The organism is Lysinibacillus sp. 54212 (genome assembly GCF_036662795.1).
Lineage (GTDB): Bacteria > Bacillota > Bacilli > Bacillales_A > Planococcaceae > Lysinibacillus_B.
In genome coordinates this window covers 1-26604 of sequence record NZ_JBAFWZ010000020.1, presented here as the reverse complement: position 1 = coordinate 26604, position 26604 = coordinate 1, and the positions used below count along the sequence as shown (strand labels likewise).

Genomic DNA, 26604 nt, shown 5'->3' with positions numbered 1-26604 from the left:
AAAATTTTCAAAAATAACTCAAAGAAAAAGACTGTAGACAAGCTCGAATTTATTCGAAGTTTGTCTACAGTCTGATACGTAAAAGACCTTGTAAGAGATTTCATATCTTTAATGCTCATATTGTGTAATTAATGTGACCATTTCTTTTGGTGTTTTTGGACTTTCAGCATCAAGCATTTTATCGATCATACGGTCTTCATCACGAATAAGTGCTTGAATTCCTTCCATAAAGGAGGATTTTGATAACTTCTCCTCTTGAATAACATGGGCGAATCCTTGTTTTTTGAATAAGTTCGCATTTAATATTTGATCCCCTCGACTTTTAGCAGCCGATAGAGGAATTAGTAGCATCGGTTTATGCAAGGCTAAAAATTCAAATATAGAATTGGAGCCTGCACGAGATACAACATAGTTTGCTGCATGTAACAGATCAGGGAGCTCATCTGTCACATAGTCAAATTGTTTGTAGCCTTTTAGGGAATCCAAGCTACTATCAACATTCCCTTTACCACATAAATGAATAATATTATACTCCTTTAATAGCACTGGAAGATTTTCACGTAGAGCATCATTTAACACGACCGACCCTAAGCTACCCCCCATTACTAACAGGACCTTTTTATCAGGATGGAAATCACATAACGCTAAGCCACGTTCCTTGGAGCCTTCAAACAATTGCTGACGAATAATAGAGCCTGTGCATGTTGCCTTATCACTCGACAAATGCTGCATCGTCTCTTTAAACACTGTAAAAATATGTGATGCAAATGGGAGTGCTAGTTTGTTTGCAAGACCCGGTGTTACGTCTGACTCATGTATAACTACAGGCGTATTTGTAAGCTTCGCTGCAATAACAACAGGAACTGAGACAAAACCTCCCTTTGAAAAAATAATTTTTGGTTTAACTCGACGAATAACCGACACGGCTTGAGCAATTCCGGCAAGTACTCGAAAAGGATCCGTAAAATTCTTCATTGAAAAATAACGTCGTAATTTTCCGCTTGATATCGCATAGTATGGTACATTCGGAAAGGCATTTCCAATTAGTTCTTTTTCGATCCCTTCATGAGAACCAATATAATGAACTTCATATCCCTGTTCGATTAATGAAGGAATTATGGCTTCGTTCAACGAAACATGACCTGCTGTACCCCCACCCGTTAATATAATTGATTTTTGTTTCACAAATATTCTCCTATCTTTATCCGTTTAGAATCTTATCTATATATTTATGCGGAAACTTTCAAACAATGCAATTTCACCATATTTTAGGAGAGTAAATTGTTTAAAAAGCAAGTATTATCTACATTCTAGTAAAAGGACTGTTACCTTTGTCTGATAGCTCATTCGACATAACATGATTTAATATCAATAATGCCAATTGTAGCACAATATCTTCTTGTAAAAAATGCTTATACACAAAAATGAAATATTTCCGCTGATTTTTGTTGAATTTTTAATAAAAATCTACTTTATTTCTACTTTCCCTTTAAACTAACAGAATTCATAGAAAGATCACAAAAACAAAAAAACGAGAACAAGAAAATATTGTCCTCGTTACATATCTAATTACTTTTGTATAAATTGCTGTGTCCAAATATGACCATCTTTTACATATCCAACACCGATATGTGTATACTGATCATTTAATATGTTAGCACGGTGACCCTGTGAGTTCATCCAAGCTTTCACGACTTCCTCAGGTGTAGATTGCCCTTTAGCAATATTTTCACCAGCACTACGATAGGAAATCCCTAATGCGTTTAAACGATCAAATGGAGAACCTAAATTTGGACTAGTATGAGAAAAGTAATTATAATCCTTCATGTTTTGTGATTTTTCTCGAGCTGCATTCATTAATGGTGTATCAGCACTTAGTGGAGCTAATCCAGCTTTTTGGCGTTCTTGATTTGTTAATTCTACTACTTTCAATTCAAAGGCTGAGACAGTTGACGCTTGTGTCACTGTAGTACTATTTGTCGGCTTTGAATTTGTAGCGTTGTTCCCAGTATTTGAAGAATTTGAATTAGCTTCGGCTTTTGCCTTCGCTTCTGCCTCTGCCTTTGCCTTCTCTTCTGCCTCTGCCTTTGCCTTCGCTTCTGCCTCTGCTTTAGCCTTCGCTTCTGCCTCTGCTTTAGCCTTCGCTTCTGCCTCTGCCTTTGCCTTCGCTTCTGCCTCTGCCTTTGCCTTCACTTGCTCTTGATTTTCTACTTCTACTTTGCCATCATGCTTAATGAACGATTCTAACTTTAATTCATCTATATTATGTTTAATAAAATCTAAGTTTCCAATATTAATAGAGAATGTACCTTGCCAATAACCCTTGTAGAGATTTAAAGATTGCTCGATTCGAACTCGTTTCTCCTCTTTATCTATCGTTGTAGCTCCTGCCTCAGGTGCTTGAGTTGCTAAAAGTACAAATGCACAAAATGTAACAAAACCTTTTTTCATTTTGTACGCCTCCTTTCGGAAACTAGCATACATGAGAAACTAACAAAAAAAATGACCTATAAATTGGTACCAAAACCATTGGACCATTTATAAGCCGTTATTATCGCATTCTAGTCTGATTTTAAAAGGAACATTTAGCACCATTAGCACAATTTACATAGAAAAGTGGGTTGACAGATTATTTGCGCTCGCCAATTATCGGAACATTCCCGATATTTTCGCCAATCATTACGAGTTTCGCAGGCATTTTAATATACTCTGGTAACCACTGCACCATACCGTATGCATATTGGAACAACATTGGATTTTTAATCCCCTCTATCGGTACATACCCCTTCATGCGATACACTGATTCAGGTAAAGAACGAACCCAATCCTCAAAGGCCTCCTGTGTAAAACTAGTTGTAAATTCGACTAATCGCGAACCTAAATTAAAGCTATCCCCAATTTTCGCAGAAACAACTTGATCATTTGAAATCCGTGCTGTTGATTGCATATTCATAAGTAATTTTAACGGGACTTTTCCATTTGTCGTTTGCAGAATAAACGCTTTTGGATTAAAGCCCTGCAGCTCAATTGCCACTGTTGCCTGTTCCTCTTCTGATAATAAATCCGTTTTATTCGCTAATAGAAGGTGAGCATGTCGTATTTGCTCCATAAATAACGAGCGGGCTTGTGGAGATAACGTGCTTCGGTCAATCCAAAGACGGCTATCTGCAACTGTTACAATTCCTCTAATATTTAGCCGATCCGCAAATAACGGAGAATAGACAGCATCGAGTGCCTCCACTGGATGAGCAGCACCTGTTGTTTCAATGATTAATACATCAAAATCACTATCATGTAAAAGAGACTGAATTTGTGCCTCAGTCTTTTCTGAGCCCGTACAGCAAATGCAGCCCTCTAGCATTTCTTTTAATGGTACATCTCCTTCTACAGCTTGAGAGTCAAACGGTAGCTTGCCCAATTCATTCATAATAACTGCTGGCTTCAACTTTGCCTCTTTCAGCTGGCGAATTACATCCTTAAGCATCGATGTTTTACCACTACCTAAAAATCCACTAAATAGGTATACATCCTTCATTTATCATCTTCCTAACTATAGAAAAGAGCTGGCATTAGCCAGCCCTTATCATTTATTCTTTTTTAGTTGTAGTTTCGAGAAGTATTTCCTTTGCTTTTAGCAATTGTGGATCTTCTTTCTCGATCTTTTGTTTTAATGCATCCATCAGAGCATACGTTGTATCACTTACTAATACTCCTGTTTGCTCCAGTTCTTGTTTGGATTGGAACTCTTTAACTGCAACTACTGTCTTTTCATCAAATACTCCATCAACCTCACCAGGATTATAACCTAGTGCCTCTAACATACCTTCTGCAGATTGAATCGCTGGTGTATTCATTCCAACTTTTAGCTCTGTATTCGGATCCACATATGAAAGCTCTGCATAGGCTGGGTACTTCACTTCAAAGTTTGGTTTTACACCCTTTTCATTAATCCAATTTCCTTTTGGTGTTAACCACTTTCCAGTCGTGAATTTTAAATTAGAGCCATCATTTAAGTAGCTTACCGTCTGAACTGTACCTTTACCGAAAGAAGTTAATCCAACAATCGGTACTTCTCCAGATTCACCCAATGCAGCTGCCAATATTTCAGAAGCCGATGCACTTCCTTCATCAATTAACACTGTAACAGGTTGGTCGTATCTTTTACCACCTTCAGCATAGAAAATTTCAGGCTCACCTGTGCGTGATTTCACTTGCAAAATTGGCTTTCCTTCTTCAAGGAATAAATTTGAAATATGAATAGCTGCCTCTAAATAACCACCTGGATTTTGGCGAACATCTAACACAATACCTTTCATTCCTTGTGCATCAAAGCCTTCTAATAATTTCACTAATTCCTCGTAAGTCTGCTCACTAAAGGATGTGATTTGAATATGTGCAATTTTATCATCGCCCATTTCACCATACACTGTTTCAATCGGAATATCGTCCCGAATAATGGTCATGTCGATTGGCTGTGCCGTATCTCCACGCTGAATGGATAACTTAACTGGCGTACCTTTTTCACCACGAATTTTCAGAACTGCCTCTGAGGCGCTCAATCCTTGAAGACTTTCACCATCAACCGTTAAAATAATATCTTGAGGTAGTAGCCCAGCCTTTTCTGCAGGACTATTTTTTATCGGTGATACGACCATAATATTGCCATTACGCTCTTGAATTTCAGCCCCGATTCCTTGGAAGCTTGAAGATAGATTTTCATTAAAATGACTAGCTTCTTCTTTATTCATAAAATCGGTATATGGATCACCTAAAGCCTCAAACATACCATTAATAGCGCCTGTTAATACGGCTTCATTATCAATTTCTACATAGTATTTTTCTTTTAATTCATCATAAGCATCATATAATTTTGTAAATTCTTCCCGTTCAACAGGTACCTTTACTTCAACAACCTTTTTCTCACCGAATGTTAAAGCAAAAATTGTAAAACCTGCTGTTAACAGGATTGTCAGGAACATAAGCATAATAAATGCAAACGGCTTAATGCGAATAAATTTACCTGCTGGCTTAACCGGTTGCTCTTTTAATTGTTCCTCTTCATTTTTTTGTTCATCCATCTGATTATTCACCACTCTCATCTTGCACTTTACATGCTATTAACATATTAACAGTTTGCTCTCACTTCGAAAAGGGAAAAGACACTCACTTTTTGAAGAAAAAGATGATATTTTATCAAAAAAAGACTGTTGAGCATTATCCACCCAGTACAGCTGGAGTTTTTTTGTAGTATACCCACAGCGAAAAGAGATAAACGTTTAGAAACTTTTGATTCTATTAAATATACAATTGTATACTAGCATAAAATTCATAAAGGAAGTAACAGCCAAAACCAAATAGTAAAAATCCTGCAATTATCGAAGTCCATTTAATCATCCTTCGATTCATTGCTTTTCTAGTGATAGATACAATAGCTAGTAAACTAATATCATGCAATAAAATTCCAGTTAAAATACCGATACCTGCTATTATAAAGCTACCCGATTCACTTGTAGAATACGAATCTGCTAACACTGCACCGAATACAGATATCCAAAACACTAAATTCCCTGGTGATACAGCAACAATTAAGCCATTACGATACGTTTTAAAAAGTGACTTGTTCACCTTTTGGCCAGCTAACGTAATGTCTTGATCCGCATTTTTAATTGAATCATAGGCAAGCATGAATAAAAAGACTGCTCCAATTATCCATAATGGAATTTGTACATATGGTAGGGAAAGCACCTTCGCTAAACCAAAATACAGAGCAACAATTAACAACACATCAATTGTCATACCACCAATTCCGACTGCCCACCCATGAAAAAAGCCATTTTTCAAACCTTGTTTTGTCATCTCAACAGTAATTACACCAACAGGTAAAGCAATTGATAAACCTACTAAAAGAAATTTTAGATACAATTCCAACGCACTAAACTACCTTCAATAAAAGATTGTATAATAATTCTCCGTTTGAAATAATTATACATTATTATCATAGTTTATCAACTTCTCCTTCGATGCATCACTAACATTTGTAAAATAATGTTATACTAATTGGAGTCAGGATTTTCGATTAGAGGAGGGGCATGTGATTCGTCTAAATCTGATTACACTAGGCACAAAGGATATTGTGAAGGCACACGATTTTTTTAAAGGATCGGTTTTTAAACATCCCGAATTGGATCAGAAGAAGGTTCAAATATCAGTTTCAGCTTTATCAATAAACGATTTCAAGACATCTACTAAGGAGATAAAATCATGTTTAATAGAAATATATGGTTTTTATGTGGATACTCTTTTGCTCTAATTACGCTTTTATACTTCGGAATAAATGGACTAGTATCCTCTACACTAAGTACCTCTTTTCCTAATAGAAGCTTTCTAATAATTTTTGGAGTAATGATACTTGTAGCTCTGTCCATTGGGTTAGGAACTCGGCGCTATTTAACTACTCTAAGTAAAGGTGCCGCGCGTAAATTAAAAAGCTCCCTTTTACGTATTACCATATTCTGCTGGATGATCGTGCTTTTGCTATTTTCAATGATTTAATTACTTTTGGAGGGACAAAAGCTGACACACATACAGCTATTTCTAATGTAGATAAAAAGAAAATTAGTATTCTGGGATGGCATCAATAAATCACGATAATAAATACTAGGTTATTTGTAAGTGAATACATAATAAGTGATATGCCATCCAGGATATTTTTGTAAAAAACTAGCTCATATTACATAAACTACTCAATGCAGATTCTAAGTCTGCATACTCCTCGATGCTTATATCGTAAAATCTAGTCACATGATAACTTTTCAATACTTCTAACAGCGTAGATTGTAAGAATTCATTCATATCTACATAAAAATAACTTACATGCACTATCTCGTCCGAACCTACTTGCAGCTTAATGCAGTCATAGCAGTTCTCTCCCTTATTTACGTTTTCTTTCTTGTAAAGCTTTACTCTATCTGAATCAAATATTTGTTGATAAATGCTCATTTTTAACTCCTCCATAAATTCTTCCTTCAACTTTACCAGAAAATGCTATACAACTTCTTACTAAGCGAAATAGCCTTCTCTCATTGTAGCATCCGAAAAGAGCAAAAGAAAAAGCAAGCAACCCTTCTAATGACCAATAATATGAACTTGGTCACTTGCGGTCACTTGCTTAATTGCTAGACTAGGATCACTATCTAAGAATCCTTACCTTAATTACTCTTGAATCGCTGCTTCTAATGCTACAACAATCATATCTTTGAAGGTAGTTTGACGCTCTTCAGATGTAGTTGCTTCACCTGTTAGGATATGGTCAGAGACTGTTAATACAGCAAGCGCTTGACGGCCAAACTTTGCAGCTAATGTGTATAGTGCAGCTGTTTCCATTTCTACAGCTAGTACACCGTATTTTGCTAGCTTTTCGTACTGTTGTTCATCTGAGTAGAACATGTCCGCTGTATAAACGTTACCAGCCTTTAGATTTAGACCAGCTTCGTTCCCAATGTTGTAAGCTTTGTATAGTAAATCAAAATCGGCTGTTGGTGCGAAATCAATTCCACCACCCCAAATAACTTGATTCATACGAGAATCAGTAGTTGCTGTTTGTGCTAAAATAACGTCGCGTACTTTTACGTCCTTTTGGATAGCACCACAAGTACCCACACGAATTAACTTTTGAACGCCGTATTCTTGCATAAGCTCTGTTACATAAATTGAAATAGAAGGTACACCCATACCCGTACCTTGCACTGATACGCGCTTACCTTTATATGTACCAGTGTAACCAAACATGTTACGTACTTCGTTATACTGAACAACATCTTCTAGGAATGTTTCTGCGATAAATTTCGCACGTAGTGGATCTCCTGGTAGTAATACGATATCCGCGATTTCGCCTTGTTTTGCTCCAATATGGATACTCATCATTAAGTCCCTCATTTCAATTATTTTCATAGTAATCATACTTTGTTTAGAATCAATATGCAATGGTTAGACGTCTTGCGTTAAATTATTTATATAGTTTGATAATTCATGAATAAATATTGAATTTGGCACTATACATTTCCCACAATTCATCAAATGCTGAAGTCGTGATATAAGGATCCGCACCCATTTCAATATAGATAGATAATTCTTCAAAGCTTGTTGCGTTTTTAGGAAATGCAACATCCTCAAACATTGCCTCCGCAAAGCGAGCTTTGGGATCACTCCAATCGCCTCCACGAAAGGCTAATACATATTGATAAAATGATTTTTTCAAAGACATCCCCTACTCTTTTGGAAATAATGCTTTATATTCACCATACCCCTGCTCTTCTAATTGTTGCACAGGTATAAATCGAAGTGCGGCAGAGTTAATACAATATCGCAGCCCACCTAACTCCTTAGGGCCGTCTGGAAAAACATGACCTAAATGAGAGTCGGCAGTTGTACTTCTTACTTCTACACGTCTCATTCCGTGTGAAGTGTCAAAATGCTCAGTAACTTCTGGTGCATCAATCGGCTTAGAAAATGCTGGCCATCCACAGCCTGCATCAAATTTATCCTTTGAGCTAAAGAGTGGCTTACCTGAAACGATATCTACATAAATCCCTTGCTCAAAATGCTTATCAAACTCATTTTGAAAAGGGGGTTCAGTCCCATTTTGTTGTGTCACATAATATTGCATTTCCGTTAATTGCTTTAAGCGCTCTTCCTTATTCATCTCTTTTCCCCCAATACTTTTCAATAAAAGCGACACGACCGGATCCTACAGCATAGCGATTATAATGTGTTGGATTTTTCTTATAATAATATTGATGATAATCCTCTGCCTCGTAAAAAGGCTTGGCAGGTAGGATTTTTACCGCGATCGGTTGCTTAAATTTTCCGGACTGCTCGATCTCCTGTAGCACCTGTTCTGCGATATCTTTTTGTTCTTCATCGTGATAAAAAATCGCAGTCGTGTAAGATTCACCTCTATCATAAAATTGTCCACCAGCATCAGTTGGATCAATTAATGTAAAGTAAAGCCGCACTAATTTTTCATAAGGATAAACTTCCCCATCAAAATATATTTGGACTGCTTCTAAGTGACCTGTTGTTTCAGAGCAAACCTGTGCATAAGTTGGGTTTTCAACATGCCCTCCAGTATAGCCAGAAACAACACGGTCGATTCCAGGCTGTTCATCAAATGGCTTAACCATACACCAGAAGCAGCCGCCAGCAAATGTTGCTACGCTCATTGTACTTCCTCCTAATCAATCGTTAAAATTACTTCTAATAATATTTTATCATTTGCTAAATCAATTTCCTTTGCTCGTACTCGTGAGCCAGAAGCAATTTTTATACGAGATACATCAACATAAATTTCCTCATCATTCGGCAAAACTGTTATCCAGGATGGAAATTTAATAGAATCCTGCATAAGCTTTAAAACCGTTTTCGGCGGTATATTTAGCTTCCCTACATTTACTTCAGTTTGCTTTAATACAATATTTCCTTCCTCTACAATCGGATCAAAATCCATTGAAATGGGCACATCAACCCCAAAAACAGTTAATGTGCTAAACAATTGGATTTTTTCATTAATCTCAATTGCAACCGGTAACGGAGTTTTATCAATCTCATCCTCCAAATACTGCTTGGCAATAGATTCAAATTCATTTGCTGTTGTTTGTACAACTAGAACATTCCCCTTTGCTTTTACTGCTACTGGTCTTGGCACTTCGTCAGTAGGTGCAGTCGCCATATAAAATAAGTATACGATTACTAAAACGATCGACCCTGCAAGTATAAAAAAGGCGACCTTCCATTTATTCATTCTCTTCACTCCTCAAAACCAATACGACCGCCTGACATCTTTTCAATATCACAAGCTTTCATGGATGAGATAACTCTTGCTGTCATTTTCTCATATCCACTTGCATTTGGATGAAAGAAATCCGTATGATATACCATCTCATCATTCGATGTGAATAAATCGGCAATGGGCACATAACACGCATTTCTATCTTCCCTAGCAATTTCCAAAATACTACTATTCCATTCATTTATTATTGTAGCAAATGGCGTATACTCATCGGTCACAATAGAGAACGGATTATAAAATCCAATCAAAATTATTGGTGCAGTTTTATTATGTTGACGTATATATTGAATGATTTCTTGATACCGTTTTTTAAATGGTTCAAGCTCCTTTTCAAACATTTCCTTTTTTAAAGAAAATATATCGGCTTTCACTACTTTCATAACATCGTTGCCACCTAACGTAATCGTAATCAAATCGGCTCCCGGCAATTCATTGTCATAATGCCCCTTCTCTAGTAAGGCTAATAATTGGTCACTACGACGACCGTTTTTCCCTCGATTATCGAGCTCTACTTCTGAAATAGTTGGCCATTTTTCAAGCGTCGTGGCAAGTCGCTTTGTATAACCGAAACGCCCTAACTCATCACCAACTCCACGTGTTAATGAATCACCAAGTGCTAAATACTGAAGCGGTTGTGCATCCCAACGCTTTGTCGACCTAACATCTATATAAAGCATACTATCTAGCAGCTCAGAGAGGGACTTTTGTTCTTCCACTACGAGCTCCCCTTCAACATTCAATTCTGAACGTGTAGTTGGTGCCAATTCTTCCTCTGATTGCTGCTCCTTTTCTTCTTCAGATTGAGGCTTGTCGATTGTTACTGAACAACCACAAAGAATCGTTACGAGCAAACTTAAAGTAAAAAATAGCCTCATATGAATTACTCCCTTATACAATTACTTTATTATTACTATTATAGTTTCAATGGGTTCATAATGGAAATTACATGGTCCCAAATAATAAAAAAAAACCATCTATTCGACACAATGAATAGATGGTTCCGATATTATTCAGCAAAATACATAAATCCTAGTGCACCTTCACCCGTATGTGTACAAATGACCGGTGATGTATAGGCAATTTCTATAGAATTAAAGCCTGCTTCTTTAACTAATTGGATCATCGAATTTCCCATCGTATCCATACTATTAGCATGTGAAATACCAACTGCTTTAATCGTTTTACCAGCTGTATCCTCCTGGAATTCGTTCATTAAGAACTTCACTACTTGCTTGTAACTACGAGGTTTTGCTGCAATTGTTACTTCACCGATATCAAGATGTCCGATTGGCTTAATGTTTAACAGCGAGCTAACGACCGCTTTTCCTTTGCCAATACGACCACCCTTCACCATATTTTCAAGTGTATCTAATACAACAAATAAACGTGTATTTTTTCGTACTTCATCAAGACGTGCGACTATTTCTTCTACAGTAGCACCTTCATCTCGCAATCGAACTGCCTCGCGTAGCTGGAATGCTAATGCCCATGCAATATAACGAGAATCTACTACCGTAACATGGGAATCTGTCATATCAGCAGCTTGTCTAGCCGATTGAACTGTTCCACTCATTCCACCAGTCATATGGATAGAGATTATCCGATCGCCATTCTTTCCAAGTTCATCATAAAGCTCTTTAAAGACACCCGGTGCAGGCTGCGAGCTTTTAGGTAATTGGGATGCCGTTTTCATCTTTTCAATAAACGATGCTGGCTCAATGTCTACCCCGTCGATATATGTATTTCCATCAATTTGAATTGTAAGAGGTACGACATGAATTTCGTGCTTGCCTATTTCCTCTTTTGTTAAATCACATGTTGAATCCGTTACAATATGAATTCGCCCCATAGCTGACACATCCTTTTTTATCTTCACTTAATTATATGAACTAAAGTATGGCATGACAACATGACAGTTGTCACCTATTTACTATTTACATTTAACCTTTTGTATAAATGACACATGCTACTATTATATTTTCATTATTCTAGATAAGTTTATAGTATGAGAGGAACGTGATAACAATGAATGAAGCTTTCGACTATAAAAATACAAAAGAAGAATTTTGGAACGCTATTACACATGGCATCGGTTTACTAATAAGTATACCTGCTTGCCTATATTTAATTTTAGTTGCTATTGAAAAAGAGAGTGCAGTTCAAATTGTTGCAAACTCAATATTTGGTGCCTCACTTATTTTATTATTTTTAATGTCCACCCTCCTCCATAGTATGCCAGTAAAATATAAACGTTTTTTCGCTATATTAGATCACTCTTCTATTTATATTTTAATCGCTGGCACTTACACACCCTTTCTATTGATTGCTATCGGTGGAACGTTAGGTATCGTGTTGCTATGTATTATGTGGAGTATTGCGTTATTAGGTGTCCTATTTAAATGCTTGTTTATACATCGTTTTGAGGCCTTTTCTTTAGCTCTTTACATCGTAATGGGCTGGATGATTGTTTTTGTTATTAAGCCTGTTTATCATAGTTTACAATTCGATGGATTCACTTTTTTACTAATTGGCGGTTTGCTATTTACTTTCGGCGCTATTTTTTACGCTTGGACAAAGCTACCATATAATCATGCAATATGGCATCTTTTTGTAATTGCTGGCTGTGCTTGTATGGTGGGCTGTGTTGCGATATATTTATAAAAAATGTAGCTTAGCATTTTGCTTCGCTACATTTTTTCTTCTATTTGATGTACCCATAGGTCTGGCTGTGATTCGATGATTTCTACTGATAATTCATCGAAAATTTGTTTTATTACAAATAATATATCCTGCTTTACATTTAACATAATGCCAGAATCATTCGTAAGGACAAAAAAGCGAACAATTAATCGGAAAGAGCCTGAGCGATAATCATCTATATTAACGTGAATAATATCCTTCTCTGTATCGGGATGAAGCGCAATTTGCTCTCGAATTTTTTCACAGGCAGCGCGTAATATTTCCTCACTATTACCAGTAGATACATAAAAATATTGTTCTACCTTACGTTTCGTTCGCTTACTTAGATTATAAATTGGCCGGTTTACTAAGTACGAGTTCGGTACATACACTAAACCCTTCTCCCCCGTCTGTATGAGCGTGCTTCGTAAATTAATATCTTCAACAACACCATCAATTTTTTGGTCCTCTGTTGCTATCCAATCGCCAATTTGAAATGGCTTATCTAACGCAACTGACATCCCACTAAACAGGTGCCCCAATGTATCTCGGATACCAAATGCGATAGCCACCCCTGTTAACCCAATCCCTGTTAAAAACCCATTTAAATTGAAGTTCCAAAGCGACGCAATCGAAAATAAAGCGATAACCATCACAAATACTTTACTTATTCTTAAAAAAAAAGGCTTTAATAAGTCTTGATCCTTCCCTGTCTCAAAATGCTCAGGATTTTTTAAATAGAACGTTAAAACATCGTATACCCCTTTAAAGGCAAAGAAAAACATAAATGAAACAAAGAGATTTCCCGTTGATTTATGAACATATAAGTTTTCTTCTAACAGAATCGAAAAGCTAAGGAAAATTACAATCGTCAAAAAAGCATAACGAATCGCCGGGCTAAACTCCCCTATTATATCTCCAGTAATAATTCGTCCACTACCTTTAAAAAAGTGAGCAAACTTTTTTATACTTGGCTTTAATATAAAACGCTGAATGATAAAACCCAAAAAGATGATACTAATAGCAATCAGTATATCTGTCCATGTTGGTTCCTTAATAGAAGGTAGGAGCCAACCGATGGCATCTAACATATGTAGCCTCCTTAATTTACAGTTGCGTTTGCAATAGTAGCATGTATACCATCGTTTGCCAACGTAAAAGTATTAGAAATGGCTTTTAAAAAAATAGTTTTCAACAAATCTCCAACCTTTTTATAACATTATGTACATGATTTTCATTTAGTCTCTCTCTTATCCTAATGTTTTATACTATAATGAATATGCTCTAGTACATATCTAAAGGAGGAAAATACATGTTATCAGAAAAATTACACAAAGCATTAAATGAACAAATGAACTATGAATTTTATTCAGCTCATGCCTATTTAGCAATGGCTGCATATTGCACTGATGAGTCCTATGACGGCTTTGCAAACTTCTTTTTAGTTCAAGCAGAGGAAGAGCGTTTCCACGCAATGAAATTTTATAACTTCTTAAGTGATTTAGGCTACCGTACAACGATTGACGGATTCCACAGTCCAGAAAACGACTTCTCATCGTTATTAGATGCATTTGAGAAGGCTCTACAGCATGAGAAAGAAGTGACACGACGCATCTATAATCTAGCTGACATTGCATTAGATGAGCGTGAACATGCAACAATGGCATTTTTAAAGTGGTTTATTGATGAGCAAGTGGAGGAAGAATCGACATTCGATACGTTAATTGCAAAAATTAAACGGATCGAAAATGATTCTAATGCAATATTTATGCTAGATGCAGAGCTAGCTCAACGCACATTTACTCCACCAGCGGAAAACTAACATATCATAGTTAGAAAAGCGGAAGCGCCCCGTTTAGCCCCGACAAGCGCTAGAATTCCCGAATCGAAAGCAGCTTTTCCGCTTTCGACCGAGGGGATGGGGCGACCTCGAGGGGCTGGGCGCTGGAGCTAGACACATAAGAAAAGCGGAAGCGCCCCGTTTAGCCCCGACAAGCGCTAGAATTCCCGAATCGAAAGCAGCTTTTCCGCTTTCGACCGAGGGGATGGGGCGACCTCGAGGGGCTGGGCGCTGGAGCTAGACAATGCTCAAATCCCCAAAATTCATACTTTCAAAAAGGTGACCGAATAAACCCGTTATAACGGACTTATTCGGTCACCTTTATTTATTAATCTTTGCTGTTATTTATTTAGACCTCGCAATAGATGCTGCTACTTTAGCAATGACAATTTGACTTGTTATTACTGGAGAGTTTGGATCGGGTTCCCCACCTGATGAGCGCTTATGAGAGTTTTTGAAGTCATCACTAGAACGCCAAACCTCAAAAGCGTCTTCGTTATCCCAATACATCATAACACTCAATTCGTCATAATCCTCAAATTGAGTAGAAACGAGAACCTCCACCTTTTGGAATCCCTCGTAGTTTTGTAATGGACCTGGCTTCGCAAACATCGGTGCCATCTTCTCACCCATGCCTTTTTTCAATTGGATACGGTTAGTCACTGTAATCATTTAGCATTTCTCCCCACATAATTATTGAGAACTATTATCATTCATGTTAATTTAAGCATATTTGTTACAGCCGTGCAACTTTAAAATAGCTTATAAGATGAATTCTATACCCACTTCAAATGACAGAATATTTAAATATTTCCCGAAAAATAAAAGGGAGTGCCACGAAAGTAAAACTTTCTGACACCCCTTCATGCTTAAAGAGTTACATACTTTGAAATAAATTATTTTTCGAATAATTTGTTTTCGATTTTGTATTCGGATTTTTTCTCATTTATCCATGTTTGGTATTCCTGATTAATACGCTCCTCAAGTAGCAATTTACGCGCTTCTTCTTTTGAATCCTCAAACGTAGCTTCAACGGCTTCTTTTTTATCCGTCACTTTAATAATATGGTACCCGTTCACTGTTTTTACTGGTTCAGCACTCACTTCGCCCTTTTTCATAGCAAAAGCAGCCTCTTCAAATTCAGGAACCATTTTTCCAGTTCCGAAGAATCCAAGTGCACCACCATTTTCTGCACTACCTGGATCTTTAGAATATTCCTTTGCAAGTTTCGCAAAGTCCTCACCAGCTTTTACTTTTGCTAGCACTTCTTTTGCAGTTGCTTCATCTTCAAGTAAAATATGGCTTGCTTCTACTTCCTCAGGAGTGCCGAACATATTTTTGTTTTCCTCAAAGTATGTTTTTACATCCTCGTCTTTAATCTCAACATATTCTTCCATTACTTTTAGCGTTGTTAAATACGTTTCTATATCCTTTTTAATTTCTTCAACACCGACATTATATGCTTTTAAGCTTTCTAGTAATGCCTCTTCGCCACCGAATTCTTCTGCATATACTTTGTATTCTTTTTCGATTTCATCTTTAGACACTTTAACATCTAACTTTTTTGCTTCAAGCTCTACAATTTTATTTGTAATGAGGGAATCTAAAACAGTTGGACCGTGTTGACTCGTCATTAGCTCGTTTAACTCGGCCTCTGTAATTACTTCACCATCAACCGTTGCTACTGTTCGAGATTCGTCTTCACCCGAGCAGCCTACTAATATCGCTGACAGAGCTACTGGCACTGCTACAGCCTTTAATATTTTTTTATACGTAGAAGTATTCATTCTTTGTTCCTCCAATTTTAAAATTACGCTTTATTATAACGTTCGAATGTGTCAGCTAAATGTCAAACACTCATTCAGTTTGACTTTTCAAGTAATAATTTAAAGCATGTCCCGTTTTCATTACTCCATTCTAAAGATAATTCTCCACAAATTGATTTTGCCATCATTTTACTCAAGGCTAAGCCTAAACCTAAACCACGTACCTTATATTTTTTATTATCGCCTCGGTAAAATCGCTCAAAAATAAATGGTTGTTCTTCGATCGTGATTCCACAACCATTATCTTGAATTGCTACGCTAACAAAATCATCGTGCTCTGAAATGGAAAGATAAATTTGCCCATCATTTGCCATTGCTTGTTCGGCATTGGTTAATAAATTCGTGATAATTTGCTGAACACGTACTAGATCAACGTGTACACAACAATCTATAGCTAAGGGGTTAACAGTTACCTCGACTTGAGTATGGGTGGCTTTCCAACGTATGGCAACATCATTTATTATATCATTAACTCCGTACGTTTCAATATTTACGGGCACTGCACTAACAGCAAAAGAGTTAAATGCTAACAAATCACCGACCATCTTTTTCATTTTCGTTGTTTCTGCAACAGCCATGGCAATAAATTCATGCGCATCTTCTCCCGTAACAACACCATCCTGCACAGCTTGCAGCAATCCACTAATCGATGTAACCGGTGTTTTTAATTCATGTGTGACACCTGCTAATAATTCGGTTCTTGTTTTTTCTAGCTGTTCTAGTTTTGCCGTCATTTCTTTAAATGATGTGACAAGCTCGTACATTTCCCTTTCCTTTAAATTGTCTGGTAATATAATATTATAATGCCCCTCCTTCACCTGCATAGCAGCCTTTGCTACATCCATTATTGGCTTTGTAAGGCGTTTGGATAAAAAATAAATAGCGCCCCATCCTAGCAGGCCAATAATAAAAATCACTACCGCTAATAGGCCAAACTCCTGATTCACTTCTGTCAAAACTCTTTTTGATTCTACAGCAAATACATAACCTACAATGCCATCGTTAAGTTCGATAGCACGTTTAATGACAAAAAAAGGCTCACCATCTAAGTGTACTCGTTGTACTAAGCTATCATTCGTTATAATTTTAGAAAAATCTATATCTACCATTGAAGTAAATGGTCTATTTTTTGTTAATATTCCTCCATCAGCATTCGTCACATAAATAACAGGATTCATTTGTCGAAATAATTCAGGGTTTTTGTCCCTTTCTTCTAAATACCCTTCTATTTTACTCGGGCCATTATTTTGCTCTGAATTTGTAAGTCGGTATACTGTTTCATCAACAATGACTTCCATCATCTCAATTCGATGCTCAAAAGTAGTATGTCGAATCCAGACGGCAGAAATGACAAATAAAATGCCCAATCCCACTAACAAGGTAAGAACATATCGACTTGTCCAATAGGATAATAAGGAAACACGTTTATTTTTTATAAACATGGAATTGATACCCCAATCCTCTAAGTGTGCGAATTTCTCCTTCTTCGACTGGCCACTCTATTAGCGCTTTACGAAGTCGTTTAATCGCCAAATCCACCGCACGTTCACTTCCAACATACTCCCAGCCCCACACTTGCTCAAGTAATTGCTCTCTTGTAAATGTTTGATTCGGATGACTCGCTAAAAACATCAAAACGGACAAATCACGTGGAGTTAAATCAATTTCTTTTCCTAATAGAAAAACGGAATGACCTTTAAAATCAATTTCAAGCGCACCAAACCTCTTTCGTTTTTGATGTTGTGACTCGCTTCTTCGTAATACCGCTTTCACCCTTGCCACAACTTCCTCACCTATAAACGGTTTCGCTATATAATCATCTGCACCTTCTTGGAAGCCTTCTAAACGATACTGGATTTCTCCTAGGGCAGTTAACATAATAACAGGGCATTGACTTTGTTCTCTTATTTCCTTTAGTATCGCCCAGCCGTTTTTACCTGGTAGCATGACATCTAATAGCACTAAATCAGGCTGATGCTGCTGAAATTGGGCAATCGCCTCATGTCCAGTAAAACATTGGATAACACTATACTGTGCTTTGGTTAAATATGCTTTCAAAACTTGGCTTATTGCATATTCATCTTCAATAATTAATATTGATTGCATGTTTTGTCACACCTTTTAGGTCTATAATTTAAAATAGTATATCACGCCTTTACGTCAATAATATGTCAGAAAACGTTGAAACTTAATCCTCTCTGTGCAGATGCCTCTTATACACAATGCTTAGTTCTAAAACGAATCTTCATAATATGAAAAAGCTGACCACTACATTCTGTCAGCTTTTTCGTATATGCAATATTGAAATGTAAATCCATCTCCTGAAGGAATTGGATCTCCACAAGATGAAACAGTCCAGCCCTCAAAGGCAGGGAAAAAAGTGTCTCCCTCAAATTCATGATCAATATGTGTAATATATAATTTATCAGCAATCGGTAAGCTAAGTTTAAAAATTTGTTCGCCACCGATGATCATAATCTCAGGTATATTTCCTGCTAAGGCTATTGCTTCCTCTAAACTAGAAACCGTCTCAATTCCTTCAGCATAATAGTCAGGGTTTCTTGTTATCACTATATTGCGTCGTCCTGGCAGTGGGCGTCCAATTGATTCGAAGGTTTTACGTCCCATAATCATCGGTTTTCCCATTGTTTGCTCTTTAAAATATTTTAAGTCGCCCGGTAAATGCCAAGGCATCGCATTTTCATATCCCATCACACGATTTTTATCGAATGCCACAATTAATGAAATCATACTAGTCTCCTCCATAAAGCAAAACATCAACATCTTTTATTTCGTTGGTTTATTCTTTATTTGCTCATTTGCTTTCCCCGTTTATTATTTCATGTTTTTGATGTTTTGTTAACTCTAAACTATTAATAAGCTCAATACAGTATATTTAGCTGAAAATAAGAATGTCGAAAACTGACCACTACAAATACAATAAAACTGACTATTCTAAAAAGTTCAGACGATTTTATAATAGAGTCATACTAACATGAAGGAGTGTTTGGAAAATGTCTATTTTAACAGGGTCAGAGGTTGTAAAACGTGGGATGGCATTAATGCAAAAAGGCGGTGTCATTATGGATGTTGTGAATGCAGAGCAAGCTAAAATAGCAGAGGCTGCTGGTGCTGTAGCTGTCATGGCATTGGAGCGTGTTCCTTCAGATATTCGAGCAGCTGGTGGAGTTGCTCGTATGGCAGATCCACGTATTGTAGAAGAAGTTATGGGTGCTGTGTCCATTCCGGTAATGGCAAAAGCCCGTATCGGCCATATTGTAGAGGCACGTGTATTAGAGGCAATGGGTGTGGATTATATCGATGAAAGTGAAGTATTGACACCAGCCGACGAGGAATTCCATCTGCTTAAAAGTCAATACATAGTCCCATTTGTATGTGGTTGCCGTGATTTAGGCGAAGCAGCACGACGCATCGGGGAAGGCGTGGCTATGCTACGAACTAAAGGAGAACCAGGCACAGGTAATATTGTGGAGGCTGTCAGACATTTACGTAAAGTAAATGCACAATTACGTGCTGTCGTTGCGATGAATGAGGACGAATTAATGACAGAGGCGAAAAATCTAGGTGCTCCATTTGAAGTACTACTCTCTATTAAACAAGAGGGGCGCTTACCTGTTGTAAACTTTGCAGCGGGTGGGGTTGCGACGCCTGCCGATGCCGCGCTAATGATGGAATTAGGAGCGGATGGTGTGTTTGTCGGTTCAGGTATTTTTAAAGCAGAAAATCCTGAAAAATTCGCGCGTGCCATTGTCCAAGCAACAACACATTACCAGGATTACCAACTAATTGCGGAAGTTTCAAAGGAAATTGGCGTGCCTATGAAAGGGATTGAAATCGGTCGGTTAGCACAGGGGGAGCGGATGCAGGAGCGTGGCTGGTAATGAAAATTGGCGTACTTGCTTTACAAGGAGCCGTGACAGAGCATATAAAAGCAATTGAAGCTTGTGGTAGTGAAGCTATTCCCATTAAAACGGCGACTCAATTACAAAGTATTGACGGACTATTATTACCGGGTGGCGAAAGTACAGCCATGCGCCGTTTAATCTATTATGGGAACATGCTCCCTGCCCTTCAAGCCTTTGCAGAATCCAAGCCAGTATTTGGCACATGTGCAGGACTTATCCTGCTTGCCTCTTCTGTCGAAGGTGAAGAAGCGCATATTGGACAGATGAACATCACAGCTCGTCGTAATGCATTTGGCCGTCAAATCCATAGCTTTGAGACACCACTTGTGATTAAAGGGGTAAGCGACAATTTCCCTGCTGTTTTTATTCGGGCACCGAAAATTGCCAGTGTCGGTGAAGGAGTAGAAATCCTTGCGACATTAGACGGAGATATCGTCTGCGCTCGTGACCGTCATCTCCTCGCTTGCTCGTTCCACCCAGAGCTCACAAAGGACTATTCGTTAATGAGCTATTTTATTGAGATGTGTAAGTGATTTTCCTTTTTTGTAAAACGAGTTAATTATTTTTCATAAAAAGATGATAAAAATTGAAACTTATCTCCAGTCTATTCGTATAATATTATATAGTTCTACAGGATAGAACATAGAGGGAGAAATGAAATTTTGGATCATTGAATGAAAAAACTACTTTTTGTTATTTACGCTATTACGATTGCGGATGCTTATTACTCAACCTTATTTGTTGAACCAAAAACGCCGCCACAATATCAAACCGCTCAAGTATCTGTTCAGACTACAATTGCATCAGGTCAGCTGCGGTAGCAAAAAGATCAAAAAGAAATGCATAGCGAAAACCTTGAAAGAGAAATGTTCCTATTCTGAGTACATAGTCTCTATCTTGAACAGAATTGATAACCCAATAATAGAAATATTCGATTTAAAGAATCCTTTCAAATATTTGCTCTTATCAGGCCATCTCCCGAATCTAGGGGTAGATGGCTTTTTCTATATAAGGGAAGTCACCATTTATAGTGCAAAAAAGCCTTGATTTTGATGAAAAAGCACTCATTTTTGGTGAAAAATCAGCCCTTATCACGAGTTACGTTATCAAAAATCATATATTCTTACTACCAAACCTCATCGACTCCTTTGAGATTTTATTCAAGAAAGAGGCTATTCCGGTAGAAAACCAGGTCATTTTCCATCAATTTCTATAAGAATAATGTAGAACTCAGCTCGCTCTCTTTTCCGGCTGGCTCTATAAATTATTACATTCTTATTTTTTTCTCACAAAATTTTCAATACGCATAGATTTTTTATCATATTATTTTTTCTTCTTCGATTTTCAATCGTAAAAAACGCTATTCGACAGGATTCATATACAACTTAAAAATAAATATGTGTCAAAGAGGAAAAAAGTCCTTTTTGGCACATATTTTAAAATAAGTTGTATATCGATTCTGACAAATCGTATAAACACGTATTTTATTTTTAATAAAAATTATTAGAGTCGATGTTGTATTTCTCAATAAAAATAAAAAAAGAACGATTTTCTACATTGAAATTTGGAGCACTGTGCCTCAGTCCGCGAGCTTTCGTCTCAAAATACCTTTTCAGACATCGCTTCCTTTTATACGGCAATCGGTGCTTTTATTGGTGGATGTGGATTATATCCCTCAAGCGTAATATCGTCTGAATTCATCTCGAAAATAGACTTATCTGCTAAAAGCAATTTCGGTAACTCACGTGTATCTCTACTTAGCTGCTCCATCACTTGATCAAAGTGGTTGCTGTAAATATGCGCATCCCCTAACGTATGCACAAACTCCCCTACTTGGAGTCCACATTCTTTCGCGATTAAATGCGTTAATAGAGCATACGATGCGATATTAAATGGTACACCTAAGAACACATCCGCGCTACGTTGATAAAGCTGACAAGATAGCTTTCCACCTGCTACATAAAACTGGAAAAATGAATGACAAGGAGGTAAAGCCATCATATCTACTTCAGCCGGGTTCCACGCTGTAACAATTAGGCGACGAGAATCTGGATTATTTTTAATTCCTTCTATTACATTAGCAATTTGATCAATCGTTTCGCCGTTCGCTGCTGGCCAAGAGCGCCACTGCTTCCCATAAACAGGTCCCAAATCTCCGTACGTTTCTGCAAATGCATCATCATTTAAAATGTTCTCGTTAAAAATCTCCATTTGCTCGTCTACTATTTTTGCGAATTCTGGATCTTTTGCAGCTCGTAGACCAAAATCAGTCATATCCGGACCTTGATATTCCGTGGATTTTACCCATTTTTCAAAAGCCCATTCATTCCATATATAATTTTTATCCTTTATTAGAGTACGGACATTTGTATCGCCCTTTAAAAACCAAAGCAATTCTGTCTTAATTAGCTTAAAGTATGTTCGTTTAGTCGTTAGAAGTGGAAATCCTTTTTCTAAATCAAAGCGCATTTGATAGCCAAATACACTTTTTGTCCCTGTTCCTGTTCGATCTCCCTTTTCAAAGCCATGCTCTAAAATATGCTGACAAAGTTGTAAATACTGCTCCATAATTGACTTCCCTTCAAAAATTACTCTTTTCTATTATACCTTTAAATGAAACAAAAAAAAGCCTGCCTTTCTTAATTTAAAAACACTTACGTGGAATGTATTACACCAATCATATGTATAAACCAAATTTATTACATAAAACTAAAGTGAAAGTGCCCGATTACCGTATCTTGCTCAAATTACATACTTTTTTAAAACCTTTTTGAAAAATCTCTTGGCAACTACCTATACTTTTTCTGACTTCCTCAATGGCGAAAAAATTATGGGGAATCCAACAATTTTTCAAATGAAAAAAAACAGTAAGGATAATATTATCCCTCTTGTACAAACTAAATTCGGGAGGTGAAAAACATGAAAAAAAATAACCAAAATAATCAAAATACTAATGCAGAATTCGGCTATGAAACAGATGTTAACCAGGTGAAACAACAAATTCAACAGGCAGAAGCTAAAAAACAACAAGCCTCAGGATCATTCAATAAAAATGGTAAGCAAAAAATGCCTAGTTCAATGAATGCAGAATTCGGCTATGAAACGGATGTTAACCAGGTGAAACAACAAATCCAGCAAGCAGAAGCTAAAAAACAACAAGCTTCAGGTTCATATGCAAATAATAGTAACCAAAACGGGACAAAATAACTTTATTTATCTTTCCTAACCGGCAATTTATTTTGCCGGTTTTTTTTAGTTAATACAGCTAATCCTTCGCTTGAAAGCTCGCCAATACTTTTTATTACGACGGATATTACAAGTAATAATGAATACGGCGCATCGATGTTTACACCCATTAAAATTTCTAATTTTACTATAGATGTTAAGGAATAAAAAAATAAACGATGTTAAGAATACATTTGTACTACAATTTAAGGAGGATTAATTATGGGAGTCTTATCATCATCACCAACACATATGGATAACTGTATTGAGCTTTGTATTCGTTGTGCGAGAGCTTGTGAAGAGTGTGCTTCAGCTTGCTTACAAGAGCCGGATATACAAGCAAGAATCCACTGCCTTCAGATATTAAATGATTGTGCAGAAATTTGTTTACAAGCAGTAGCGTTAATGTCTCGTAATAGTTCAATGGCTAAGCAATTTTGCAAACTATGTGCAGAAATTTGTGAAGCATGTGCCACTGAATGCGAGAAATTTCAGGATCCACATTGCCAAGAGTGTGCGAAAATTTGTCGTGAATGTGCAAATACTTGCAGAAGCATGGCTTAAAATGACTATTTTTGCCCTCTATATAAGAGGGCATTATTTATATTATTAATGCCGATTTAAACTACTAATTCGGTACACTAATTTATTCGCTGATTTTAAACAAAAAAACTACACATCCAATTGTTGAATTGTGACTAACAATTGGTGGTAGTTTAAAATAAAGGTGTTATTTTAGGACAACCACTTCGGCGGAGTGTTTTTGCTCCAGAGTTCTATTTAATTCGTAATGGTTATTTTTAAATTTTGTATCCCCTATTATATCAACACTTTAAGGTGTATTAGATTTTTAGCATTTGTAATTTTGTATATCTAAGGATATTAAATTGGGGTACTTTTGGGGTACTGAAACTGGAGTAATCAATTTAAAATAATTTTCTTAAGCCGCTCTCTTGAGTGGCTTTTGTTTTTTGACAATAAACAAGCCCTCCATATCTAAACGAAAAGCTTGCAAAAGAATATTAAATACGTTTTCGAATGTCCAAGTTCAAAATTTGGAGCTTTTTGAGTTTGGCATGGGATTGTTTATAAACGCAAAAAAGCCTGCTACCACTACATTTAATAGTGATAACGGGCTTTACATGTTTATTTTGATTTACGTAGTAGATAAATAAGCGCATTACTTGCGAGCTCATCATCAGAATAACTTTTTACTTTAGTCGAATGATCAGAGTGGAATATACCTTCCTTGTATGCACCAGCAATCACCTTTTGTAAAACTACGCGACCAGCTTCAAACTCTTTCTTTGCTGTTGCATTTAGCGTAATTGTTTTGGCTTTCAGTGTGCTTGACTTTGGTGAAGAATAAGGATGGCCAATAAATTTCAAGAAAGATGTAACTTGAGGTTCAGAATACGTTTGTCAATAACAGCAAGGTATATCTTTGTCTGGGCTAAGAAGAAATACTATTATTCAAGTATCATTTTTACTTCTCCAACAACAAAAAAGATATTTTTTTGTTCTTCTCCTAAGTTTGTCTCTTCTAAAGTAATAACTTGTAAATTATTTTCTCTAATTACTTTAATATAATCCCTTAATTCTTTACTATTTTCAATCGGAACCCATTTTTGAAAATTATTATTTCTATTGTAAAAAGATTTATAGCTATCTATATCTTTATGGATTATTAATTCTGATTCCCAAAAATCAAATGGTTTTATCATTAATGTTACTAAGGCATCCTTTAATTTAGGAGGCTTGTTTATTAATAATTCTTTTGTACTATTAATAAGAAAATGTGCTAATTGAATCTGTATTTTAGATGAATATTGTATTAGAGCCCTTGATGCTGGTATGCGAAAATTCCAATAGGAGTCAAGGTAAAAATCAGCAGGGAATTCACTAGTATTTTCCTTAATTATAGACTTTATACTCTTAATTTTTCTTTTAAGCCCTCTTTGTTTCTTCATTATTATCTATCACCTCTTAGTAATTATATACCAGAAAACAGAGTGTTGCGAGAACCGCTCACTCTGTTTTCAGTGACTTTTAAATATCTATATTCCGACCTGGAACAGGTGGTTTATACATTTCACCGTCAAATGGATCCATACTCCCCAAATGCTTACCATTTTTATCATATACTTCTATATCGTGATGAGTATTATCCCATTCATAGTATCTCTTTTTACTTCCTGAAAGACCATTTGTTTTTGTTACACCTCTATATGCTTTAAAGCTCTTCCAAACATCACTGTAATTCTTGATTCCGTTACCTAAAAGTGAAATTACTACTCTCTTGCCAAAAGTTTCGCCGGCTTTTTTTAATGTATTTTTAACAAGGAATCTTGTAAGTGTCCCAATAGCAATTGGAAGAATTGGTAATGCATACGGTTGTATTTCAGCTTCATTATTAATACTTGAGTCAATTAAAGACACACTAAACCCTTCACTTATGCCGTCTCCTTTGACGACAGAATTTTCATCAAATTGAGTATTTACAAATACTTCTTGTGTTGAATTATATGTATGTATACCTTGTGATTCACTAGCACTAACAAGATTCGATGAAATAAAACTAAAAACTAAAGTAAAACAAATTATAGGTACAAAACTTTTAATAAAGATAGTCTTCATAATTATTTACTCCCTTCTAATTGTTTTTCTTATTTGTTATAACAAATTACTTATCCTCGAGTTGCCCTTATTATACTGATATTAATTCCGAAATTTCAAAGTTTATTTCCTAAAATTCCCATTCTGTGCCTACTTTTATTTTTTTCGGTGCCACCTCAATAAAATGCAAAAAAGCACGCTACCACTGTAATAGCGATAACAGGCTTCAACTCATTTTAATTTAATTTGCATATTGTATAGCATTGTAATTACTTCTTCACGAGTTGCTGGACGTTTAGGGTACGTACCATCAGATATACCATTTTCCTTTGCCCATGCTACCGCTTTTTCTGCCCATTCAGACGGCTTTGCATCCTTTTCGTAAGTTGGTTTTGTCCCTGGTGGTTCCTGCTTTTTAACTGGTTTTTTCAAATTATCTAAAGCAACTTGTACACGTTGCTTCAATGATTCCCAACGACTTTCAGACAAGATTCGATGCGGACAATATTTACCTGACCAATCTTGATGCTTTTTCACACGATCAATTCCCCAGCCATACTGATAGAGTAATTTTGCAATATATTGTACTTCGTTTTCTTCAGCTTTTTCATATCGCTCGCCACCACTTTTGCTGTAGCATATCTC

At 36.6% G+C, this 26604-nt stretch carries 30 protein-coding genes and 1 pseudogene; 7 read left to right on the top strand and 24 right to left on the bottom strand.

What is annotated here, in order from left to right; all coding sequences use genetic code 11:
• Positions 1–108: 108 nt before the first annotated feature.
• From V4T18_RS13465 to V4T18_RS13405, 13 genes are all read right to left on the bottom strand, one after another.
• Positions 109–1185, bottom strand: a complete 1077-nt coding sequence (locus V4T18_RS13465; protein ID WP_332650148.1) for an undecaprenyldiphospho-muramoylpentapeptide beta-N-acetylglucosaminyltransferase — start codon at positions 1183–1185, stop codon at positions 109–111.
• Positions 1186–1569: 384 nt separating this feature from the next.
• On the bottom strand, positions 1570–2451 hold the full coding sequence (locus V4T18_RS13460; protein ID WP_332650146.1) for a CAP domain-containing protein: 882 nt from the start codon (positions 2449–2451) through the stop codon (positions 1570–1572).
• 178 nt (positions 2452–2629) lie between these two features.
• On the bottom strand, positions 2630–3535 hold the full coding sequence (locus V4T18_RS13455) for a CobW family GTP-binding protein (RefSeq protein ID WP_332650144.1): 906 nt from the start codon (positions 3533–3535) through the stop codon (positions 2630–2632).
• Between the two features lie 52 nt (positions 3536–3587).
• Complete coding sequence (locus V4T18_RS13450) at positions 3588–5078, bottom strand: S41 family peptidase (RefSeq protein ID WP_332650142.1); 1491 nt, start codon at positions 5076–5078, stop codon at positions 3588–3590.
• A gap of 217 nt (positions 5079–5295) precedes the next feature.
• The gene (locus V4T18_RS13445; RefSeq protein WP_332650140.1) at positions 5296–5928 is read right to left on the bottom strand and encodes a LysE family translocator; all 633 of its coding nucleotides are present in this window, start codon (positions 5926–5928) and stop codon (positions 5296–5298) included.
• Between the two features lie 792 nt (positions 5929–6720).
• Positions 6721–6999, bottom strand: coding sequence for a hypothetical protein (locus tag V4T18_RS13440; protein WP_332650137.1), 279 nt, complete (start codon positions 6997–6999; stop codon positions 6721–6723).
• 213 nt (positions 7000–7212) lie between these two features.
• Positions 7213–7920 carry a purine-nucleoside phosphorylase gene (deoD, locus tag V4T18_RS13435; protein ID WP_332650135.1) on the bottom strand — a complete coding sequence of 236 codons (708 nt, stop codon included), beginning with the start codon at positions 7918–7920 and terminating at the stop codon, positions 7213–7215.
• A 106-nt stretch (positions 7921–8026) separates the two neighbouring features.
• Positions 8027–8257 carry a YozE family protein gene (locus tag V4T18_RS13430; protein WP_332650133.1) on the bottom strand — a complete coding sequence of 77 codons (231 nt, stop codon included), beginning with the start codon at positions 8255–8257 and terminating at the stop codon, positions 8027–8029.
• Positions 8258–8266: 9 nt separating this feature from the next.
• On the bottom strand, positions 8267–8701 hold the full coding sequence (gene msrB / locus V4T18_RS13425; protein ID WP_332650132.1) for a peptide-methionine (R)-S-oxide reductase MsrB: 435 nt from the start codon (positions 8699–8701) through the stop codon (positions 8267–8269).
• The gene (msrA, locus tag V4T18_RS13420; RefSeq protein WP_332650130.1) at positions 8694–9221 is read right to left on the bottom strand and encodes a peptide-methionine (S)-S-oxide reductase MsrA; all 528 of its coding nucleotides are present in this window, start codon (positions 9219–9221) and stop codon (positions 8694–8696) included. The genes msrB and msrA overlap by 8 nt, the downstream gene beginning before the upstream one ends.
• 11 nt (positions 9222–9232) lie before the next feature.
• Positions 9233–9799 (bottom strand): YpmS family protein, encoded by a 567-nt coding sequence (locus V4T18_RS13415; RefSeq protein WP_332650127.1) that lies wholly within the window; start codon positions 9797–9799, stop codon positions 9233–9235.
• A gap of 5 nt (positions 9800–9804) precedes the next feature.
• The gene (locus V4T18_RS13410; RefSeq protein ID WP_332650126.1) at positions 9805–10722 is read right to left on the bottom strand and encodes a GDSL-type esterase/lipase family protein; all 918 of its coding nucleotides are present in this window, start codon (positions 10720–10722) and stop codon (positions 9805–9807) included.
• Between the two features lie 131 nt (positions 10723–10853).
• Positions 10854–11696 (bottom strand): DegV family protein, encoded by an 843-nt coding sequence (locus V4T18_RS13405; protein ID WP_332650124.1) that lies wholly within the window; start codon positions 11694–11696, stop codon positions 10854–10856.
• A gap of 176 nt (positions 11697–11872) precedes the next feature.
• On the opposite strand from V4T18_RS13405, the gene trhA reads away from it, so the two are divergent.
• The gene (gene trhA / locus V4T18_RS13400) at positions 11873–12508 is read left to right on the top strand and encodes a PAQR family membrane homeostasis protein TrhA (protein WP_332650123.1); all 636 of its coding nucleotides are present in this window, start codon (positions 11873–11875) and stop codon (positions 12506–12508) included.
• Positions 12509–12534: 26 nt separating this feature from the next.
• Here the strand turns inward: trhA and V4T18_RS13395 are convergent, their stop codons facing one another.
• On the bottom strand, positions 12535–13617 hold the full coding sequence (locus V4T18_RS13395) for a mechanosensitive ion channel family protein (protein ID WP_332650121.1): 1083 nt from the start codon (positions 13615–13617) through the stop codon (positions 12535–12537).
• 221 nt (positions 13618–13838) lie between these two features.
• Between V4T18_RS13395 and V4T18_RS13390 the strand changes: the two genes are divergently transcribed.
• Positions 13839–14348: a ferritin gene (locus tag V4T18_RS13390; RefSeq protein ID WP_332650119.1), complete on the top strand. Its 510-nt coding sequence runs from the start codon at positions 13839–13841 to the stop codon at positions 14346–14348.
• Positions 14349–14711: 363 nt separating this feature from the next.
• Here the strand turns inward: V4T18_RS13390 and V4T18_RS13385 are convergent, their stop codons facing one another.
• The 5 genes from V4T18_RS13385 to folA form a co-directional block, all read right to left on the bottom strand.
• Positions 14712–15038 (bottom strand): heme oxygenase, encoded by a 327-nt coding sequence (locus V4T18_RS13385; protein ID WP_332650116.1) that lies wholly within the window; start codon positions 15036–15038, stop codon positions 14712–14714.
• A gap of 224 nt (positions 15039–15262) precedes the next feature.
• Entirely contained in the window at positions 15263–16153 is an 891-nt protein-coding gene (locus V4T18_RS13380; protein WP_332650115.1) for a peptidylprolyl isomerase, read from the bottom strand.
• A 74-nt stretch (positions 16154–16227) separates the two neighbouring features.
• On the bottom strand, positions 16228–17634 hold the full coding sequence (locus V4T18_RS13375; protein WP_332650113.1) for a HAMP domain-containing sensor histidine kinase: 1407 nt from the start codon (positions 17632–17634) through the stop codon (positions 16228–16230).
• On the bottom strand, positions 17618–18298 hold the full coding sequence (locus V4T18_RS13370; protein ID WP_332650109.1) for a response regulator transcription factor: 681 nt from the start codon (positions 18296–18298) through the stop codon (positions 17618–17620). Before V4T18_RS13370 ends, V4T18_RS13375 begins: the two co-directional genes overlap by 17 nt.
• A 162-nt stretch (positions 18299–18460) precedes the next feature.
• A complete protein-coding gene (gene folA, locus V4T18_RS13365) occupies positions 18461–18943 on the bottom strand; it encodes a type 3 dihydrofolate reductase (RefSeq protein WP_332650107.1) in 483 nt (160 codons plus the stop codon).
• A gap of 263 nt (positions 18944–19206) precedes the next feature.
• Here folA and pdxS point away from each other — a divergent pair, with 263 nt between their 5' ends.
• From pdxS to V4T18_RS13350, 3 genes are all read left to right on the top strand, one after another.
• The gene (gene pdxS / locus V4T18_RS13360; RefSeq protein ID WP_332650105.1) at positions 19207–20094 is read left to right on the top strand and encodes a pyridoxal 5'-phosphate synthase lyase subunit PdxS; all 888 of its coding nucleotides are present in this window, start codon (positions 19207–19209) and stop codon (positions 20092–20094) included.
• The gene (gene pdxT / locus V4T18_RS13355; protein ID WP_332650103.1) at positions 20094–20651 is read left to right on the top strand and encodes a pyridoxal 5'-phosphate synthase glutaminase subunit PdxT; all 558 of its coding nucleotides are present in this window, start codon (positions 20094–20096) and stop codon (positions 20649–20651) included. The genes pdxS and pdxT overlap by 1 nt, the downstream gene beginning before the upstream one ends.
• 141 nt (positions 20652–20792) lie before the next feature.
• Positions 20793–20939 (top strand): hypothetical protein, encoded by a 147-nt coding sequence (locus V4T18_RS13350; RefSeq protein WP_332650102.1) that lies wholly within the window; start codon positions 20793–20795, stop codon positions 20937–20939.
• Between the two features lie 808 nt (positions 20940–21747).
• Here the strand turns inward: V4T18_RS13350 and V4T18_RS13345 are convergent.
• Complete coding sequence (locus V4T18_RS13345; RefSeq protein ID WP_332650099.1) at positions 21748–22686, bottom strand: thymidylate synthase; 939 nt, start codon at positions 22684–22686, stop codon at positions 21748–21750.
• A 351-nt stretch (positions 22687–23037) separates the two neighbouring features.
• On the opposite strand from V4T18_RS13345, the gene V4T18_RS13340 reads away from it, so the two are divergent.
• Together V4T18_RS13340 and V4T18_RS13335 are read left to right on the top strand one after the other, a co-directional pair.
• Complete coding sequence (locus V4T18_RS13340; protein ID WP_332650097.1) at positions 23038–23325, top strand: gamma-type small acid-soluble spore protein; 288 nt, start codon at positions 23038–23040, stop codon at positions 23323–23325.
• A gap of 240 nt (positions 23326–23565) precedes the next feature.
• Positions 23566–23907 (top strand): four-helix bundle copper-binding protein, encoded by a 342-nt coding sequence (locus V4T18_RS13335; RefSeq protein WP_332650095.1) that lies wholly within the window; start codon positions 23566–23568, stop codon positions 23905–23907.
• A 582-nt stretch (positions 23908–24489) separates the two neighbouring features.
• Here the strand turns inward: V4T18_RS13335 and V4T18_RS13330 are convergent.
• The 4 genes and pseudogenes from V4T18_RS13330 to V4T18_RS13315 all read right to left on the bottom strand — a co-directional run.
• Entirely contained in the window at positions 24490–24732 is a 243-nt protein-coding gene (locus V4T18_RS13330) for a hypothetical protein (protein ID WP_332650093.1), read from the bottom strand.
• 80 nt (positions 24733–24812) lie between these two features.
• On the bottom strand, positions 24813–25313 hold the full coding sequence (locus tag V4T18_RS13325) for a DUF3916 domain-containing protein (RefSeq protein ID WP_332650091.1): 501 nt from the start codon (positions 25311–25313) through the stop codon (positions 24813–24815).
• Positions 25314–25392: 79 nt separating this feature from the next.
• Positions 25393–25980, bottom strand: a complete 588-nt coding sequence (locus tag V4T18_RS13320) for a colicin E3/pyocin S6 family cytotoxin (protein ID WP_332650089.1) — start codon at positions 25978–25980, stop codon at positions 25393–25395.
• A 210-nt stretch (positions 25981–26190) separates the two neighbouring features.
• A pseudogene (locus V4T18_RS13315) lies at positions 26191–26604 on the bottom strand (hypothetical protein); the annotation flags it as partial.

Bases quoted from the DNA above. Each gene is read 5' to 3' on its own strand.
- V4T18_RS13325 (WP_332650091.1), bottom strand. From the start codon at position 25,313: ATGAAGAAACAAAGAGGGCTTAAAAGAAAAATTAAGAGTATAAAGTCT.
- pdxT (WP_332650103.1), top strand. From the start codon at position 20,094: ATGAAAATTGGCGTACTTGCTTTACAAGGAGCCGTGACAGAGCATATA.
- V4T18_RS13375 (WP_332650113.1), bottom strand. From the start codon at position 17,634: ATGTTTATAAAAAATAAACGTGTTTCCTTATTATCCTATTGGACAAGT.
- msrB (WP_332650132.1), bottom strand. From the start codon at position 8,701: ATGAATAAGGAAGAGCGCTTAAAGCAATTAACGGAAATGCAATATTAT.
- V4T18_RS13410 (WP_332650126.1), bottom strand. From the start codon at position 10,722: ATGAGGCTATTTTTTACTTTAAGTTTGCTCGTAACGATTCTTTGTGGT.
- V4T18_RS13395 (WP_332650121.1), bottom strand. From the start codon at position 13,617: ATGTTAGATGCCATCGGTTGGCTCCTACCTTCTATTAAGGAACCAACA.
- V4T18_RS13350 (WP_332650102.1), top strand. From the start codon at position 20,793: ATGAAAAAACTACTTTTTGTTATTTACGCTATTACGATTGCGGATGCT.
- V4T18_RS13320 (WP_332650089.1), bottom strand. From the start codon at position 25,980: ATGAAGACTATCTTTATTAAAAGTTTTGTACCTATAATTTGTTTTACT.
- V4T18_RS13345 (WP_332650099.1), bottom strand. From the start codon at position 22,686: ATGGAGCAGTATTTACAACTTTGTCAGCATATTTTAGAGCATGGCTTT.
- V4T18_RS13460 (WP_332650146.1), bottom strand. From the start codon at position 2,451: ATGAAAAAAGGTTTTGTTACATTTTGTGCATTTGTACTTTTAGCAACT.
- V4T18_RS13340 (WP_332650097.1), top strand. From the start codon at position 23,038: ATGAAAAAAAATAACCAAAATAATCAAAATACTAATGCAGAATTCGGC.
- trhA (WP_332650123.1), top strand. From the start codon at position 11,873: ATGAATGAAGCTTTCGACTATAAAAATACAAAAGAAGAATTTTGGAAC.
- V4T18_RS13385 (WP_332650116.1), bottom strand. From the start codon at position 15,038: ATGATTACAGTGACTAACCGTATCCAATTGAAAAAAGGCATGGGTGAG.
- V4T18_RS13380 (WP_332650115.1), bottom strand. From the start codon at position 16,153: ATGAATACTTCTACGTATAAAAAAATATTAAAGGCTGTAGCAGTGCCA.
- deoD (WP_332650135.1), bottom strand. From the start codon at position 7,920: ATGAGTATCCATATTGGAGCAAAACAAGGCGAAATCGCGGATATCGTA.
- msrA (WP_332650130.1), bottom strand. From the start codon at position 9,221: ATGAGCGTAGCAACATTTGCTGGCGGCTGCTTCTGGTGTATGGTTAAG.
- pdxS (WP_332650105.1), top strand. From the start codon at position 19,207: ATGTCTATTTTAACAGGGTCAGAGGTTGTAAAACGTGGGATGGCATTA.
- V4T18_RS13455 (WP_332650144.1), bottom strand. From the start codon at position 3,535: ATGAAGGATGTATACCTATTTAGTGGATTTTTAGGTAGTGGTAAAACA.
- folA (WP_332650107.1), bottom strand. From the start codon at position 18,943: ATGATTTCATTAATTGTGGCATTCGATAAAAATCGTGTGATGGGATAT.
- V4T18_RS13440 (WP_332650137.1), bottom strand. From the start codon at position 6,999: ATGAGCATTTATCAACAAATATTTGATTCAGATAGAGTAAAGCTTTAC.
- V4T18_RS13450 (WP_332650142.1), bottom strand. From the start codon at position 5,078: ATGGATGAACAAAAAAATGAAGAGGAACAATTAAAAGAGCAACCGGTT.
- V4T18_RS13390 (WP_332650119.1), top strand. From the start codon at position 13,839: ATGTTATCAGAAAAATTACACAAAGCATTAAATGAACAAATGAACTAT.
- V4T18_RS13335 (WP_332650095.1), top strand. From the start codon at position 23,566: ATGGGAGTCTTATCATCATCACCAACACATATGGATAACTGTATTGAG.
- V4T18_RS13370 (WP_332650109.1), bottom strand. From the start codon at position 18,298: ATGCAATCAATATTAATTATTGAAGATGAATATGCAATAAGCCAAGTT.
- V4T18_RS13405 (WP_332650124.1), bottom strand. From the start codon at position 11,696: ATGGGGCGAATTCATATTGTAACGGATTCAACATGTGATTTAACAAAA.
- V4T18_RS13415 (WP_332650127.1), bottom strand. From the start codon at position 9,799: ATGAATAAATGGAAGGTCGCCTTTTTTATACTTGCAGGGTCGATCGTT.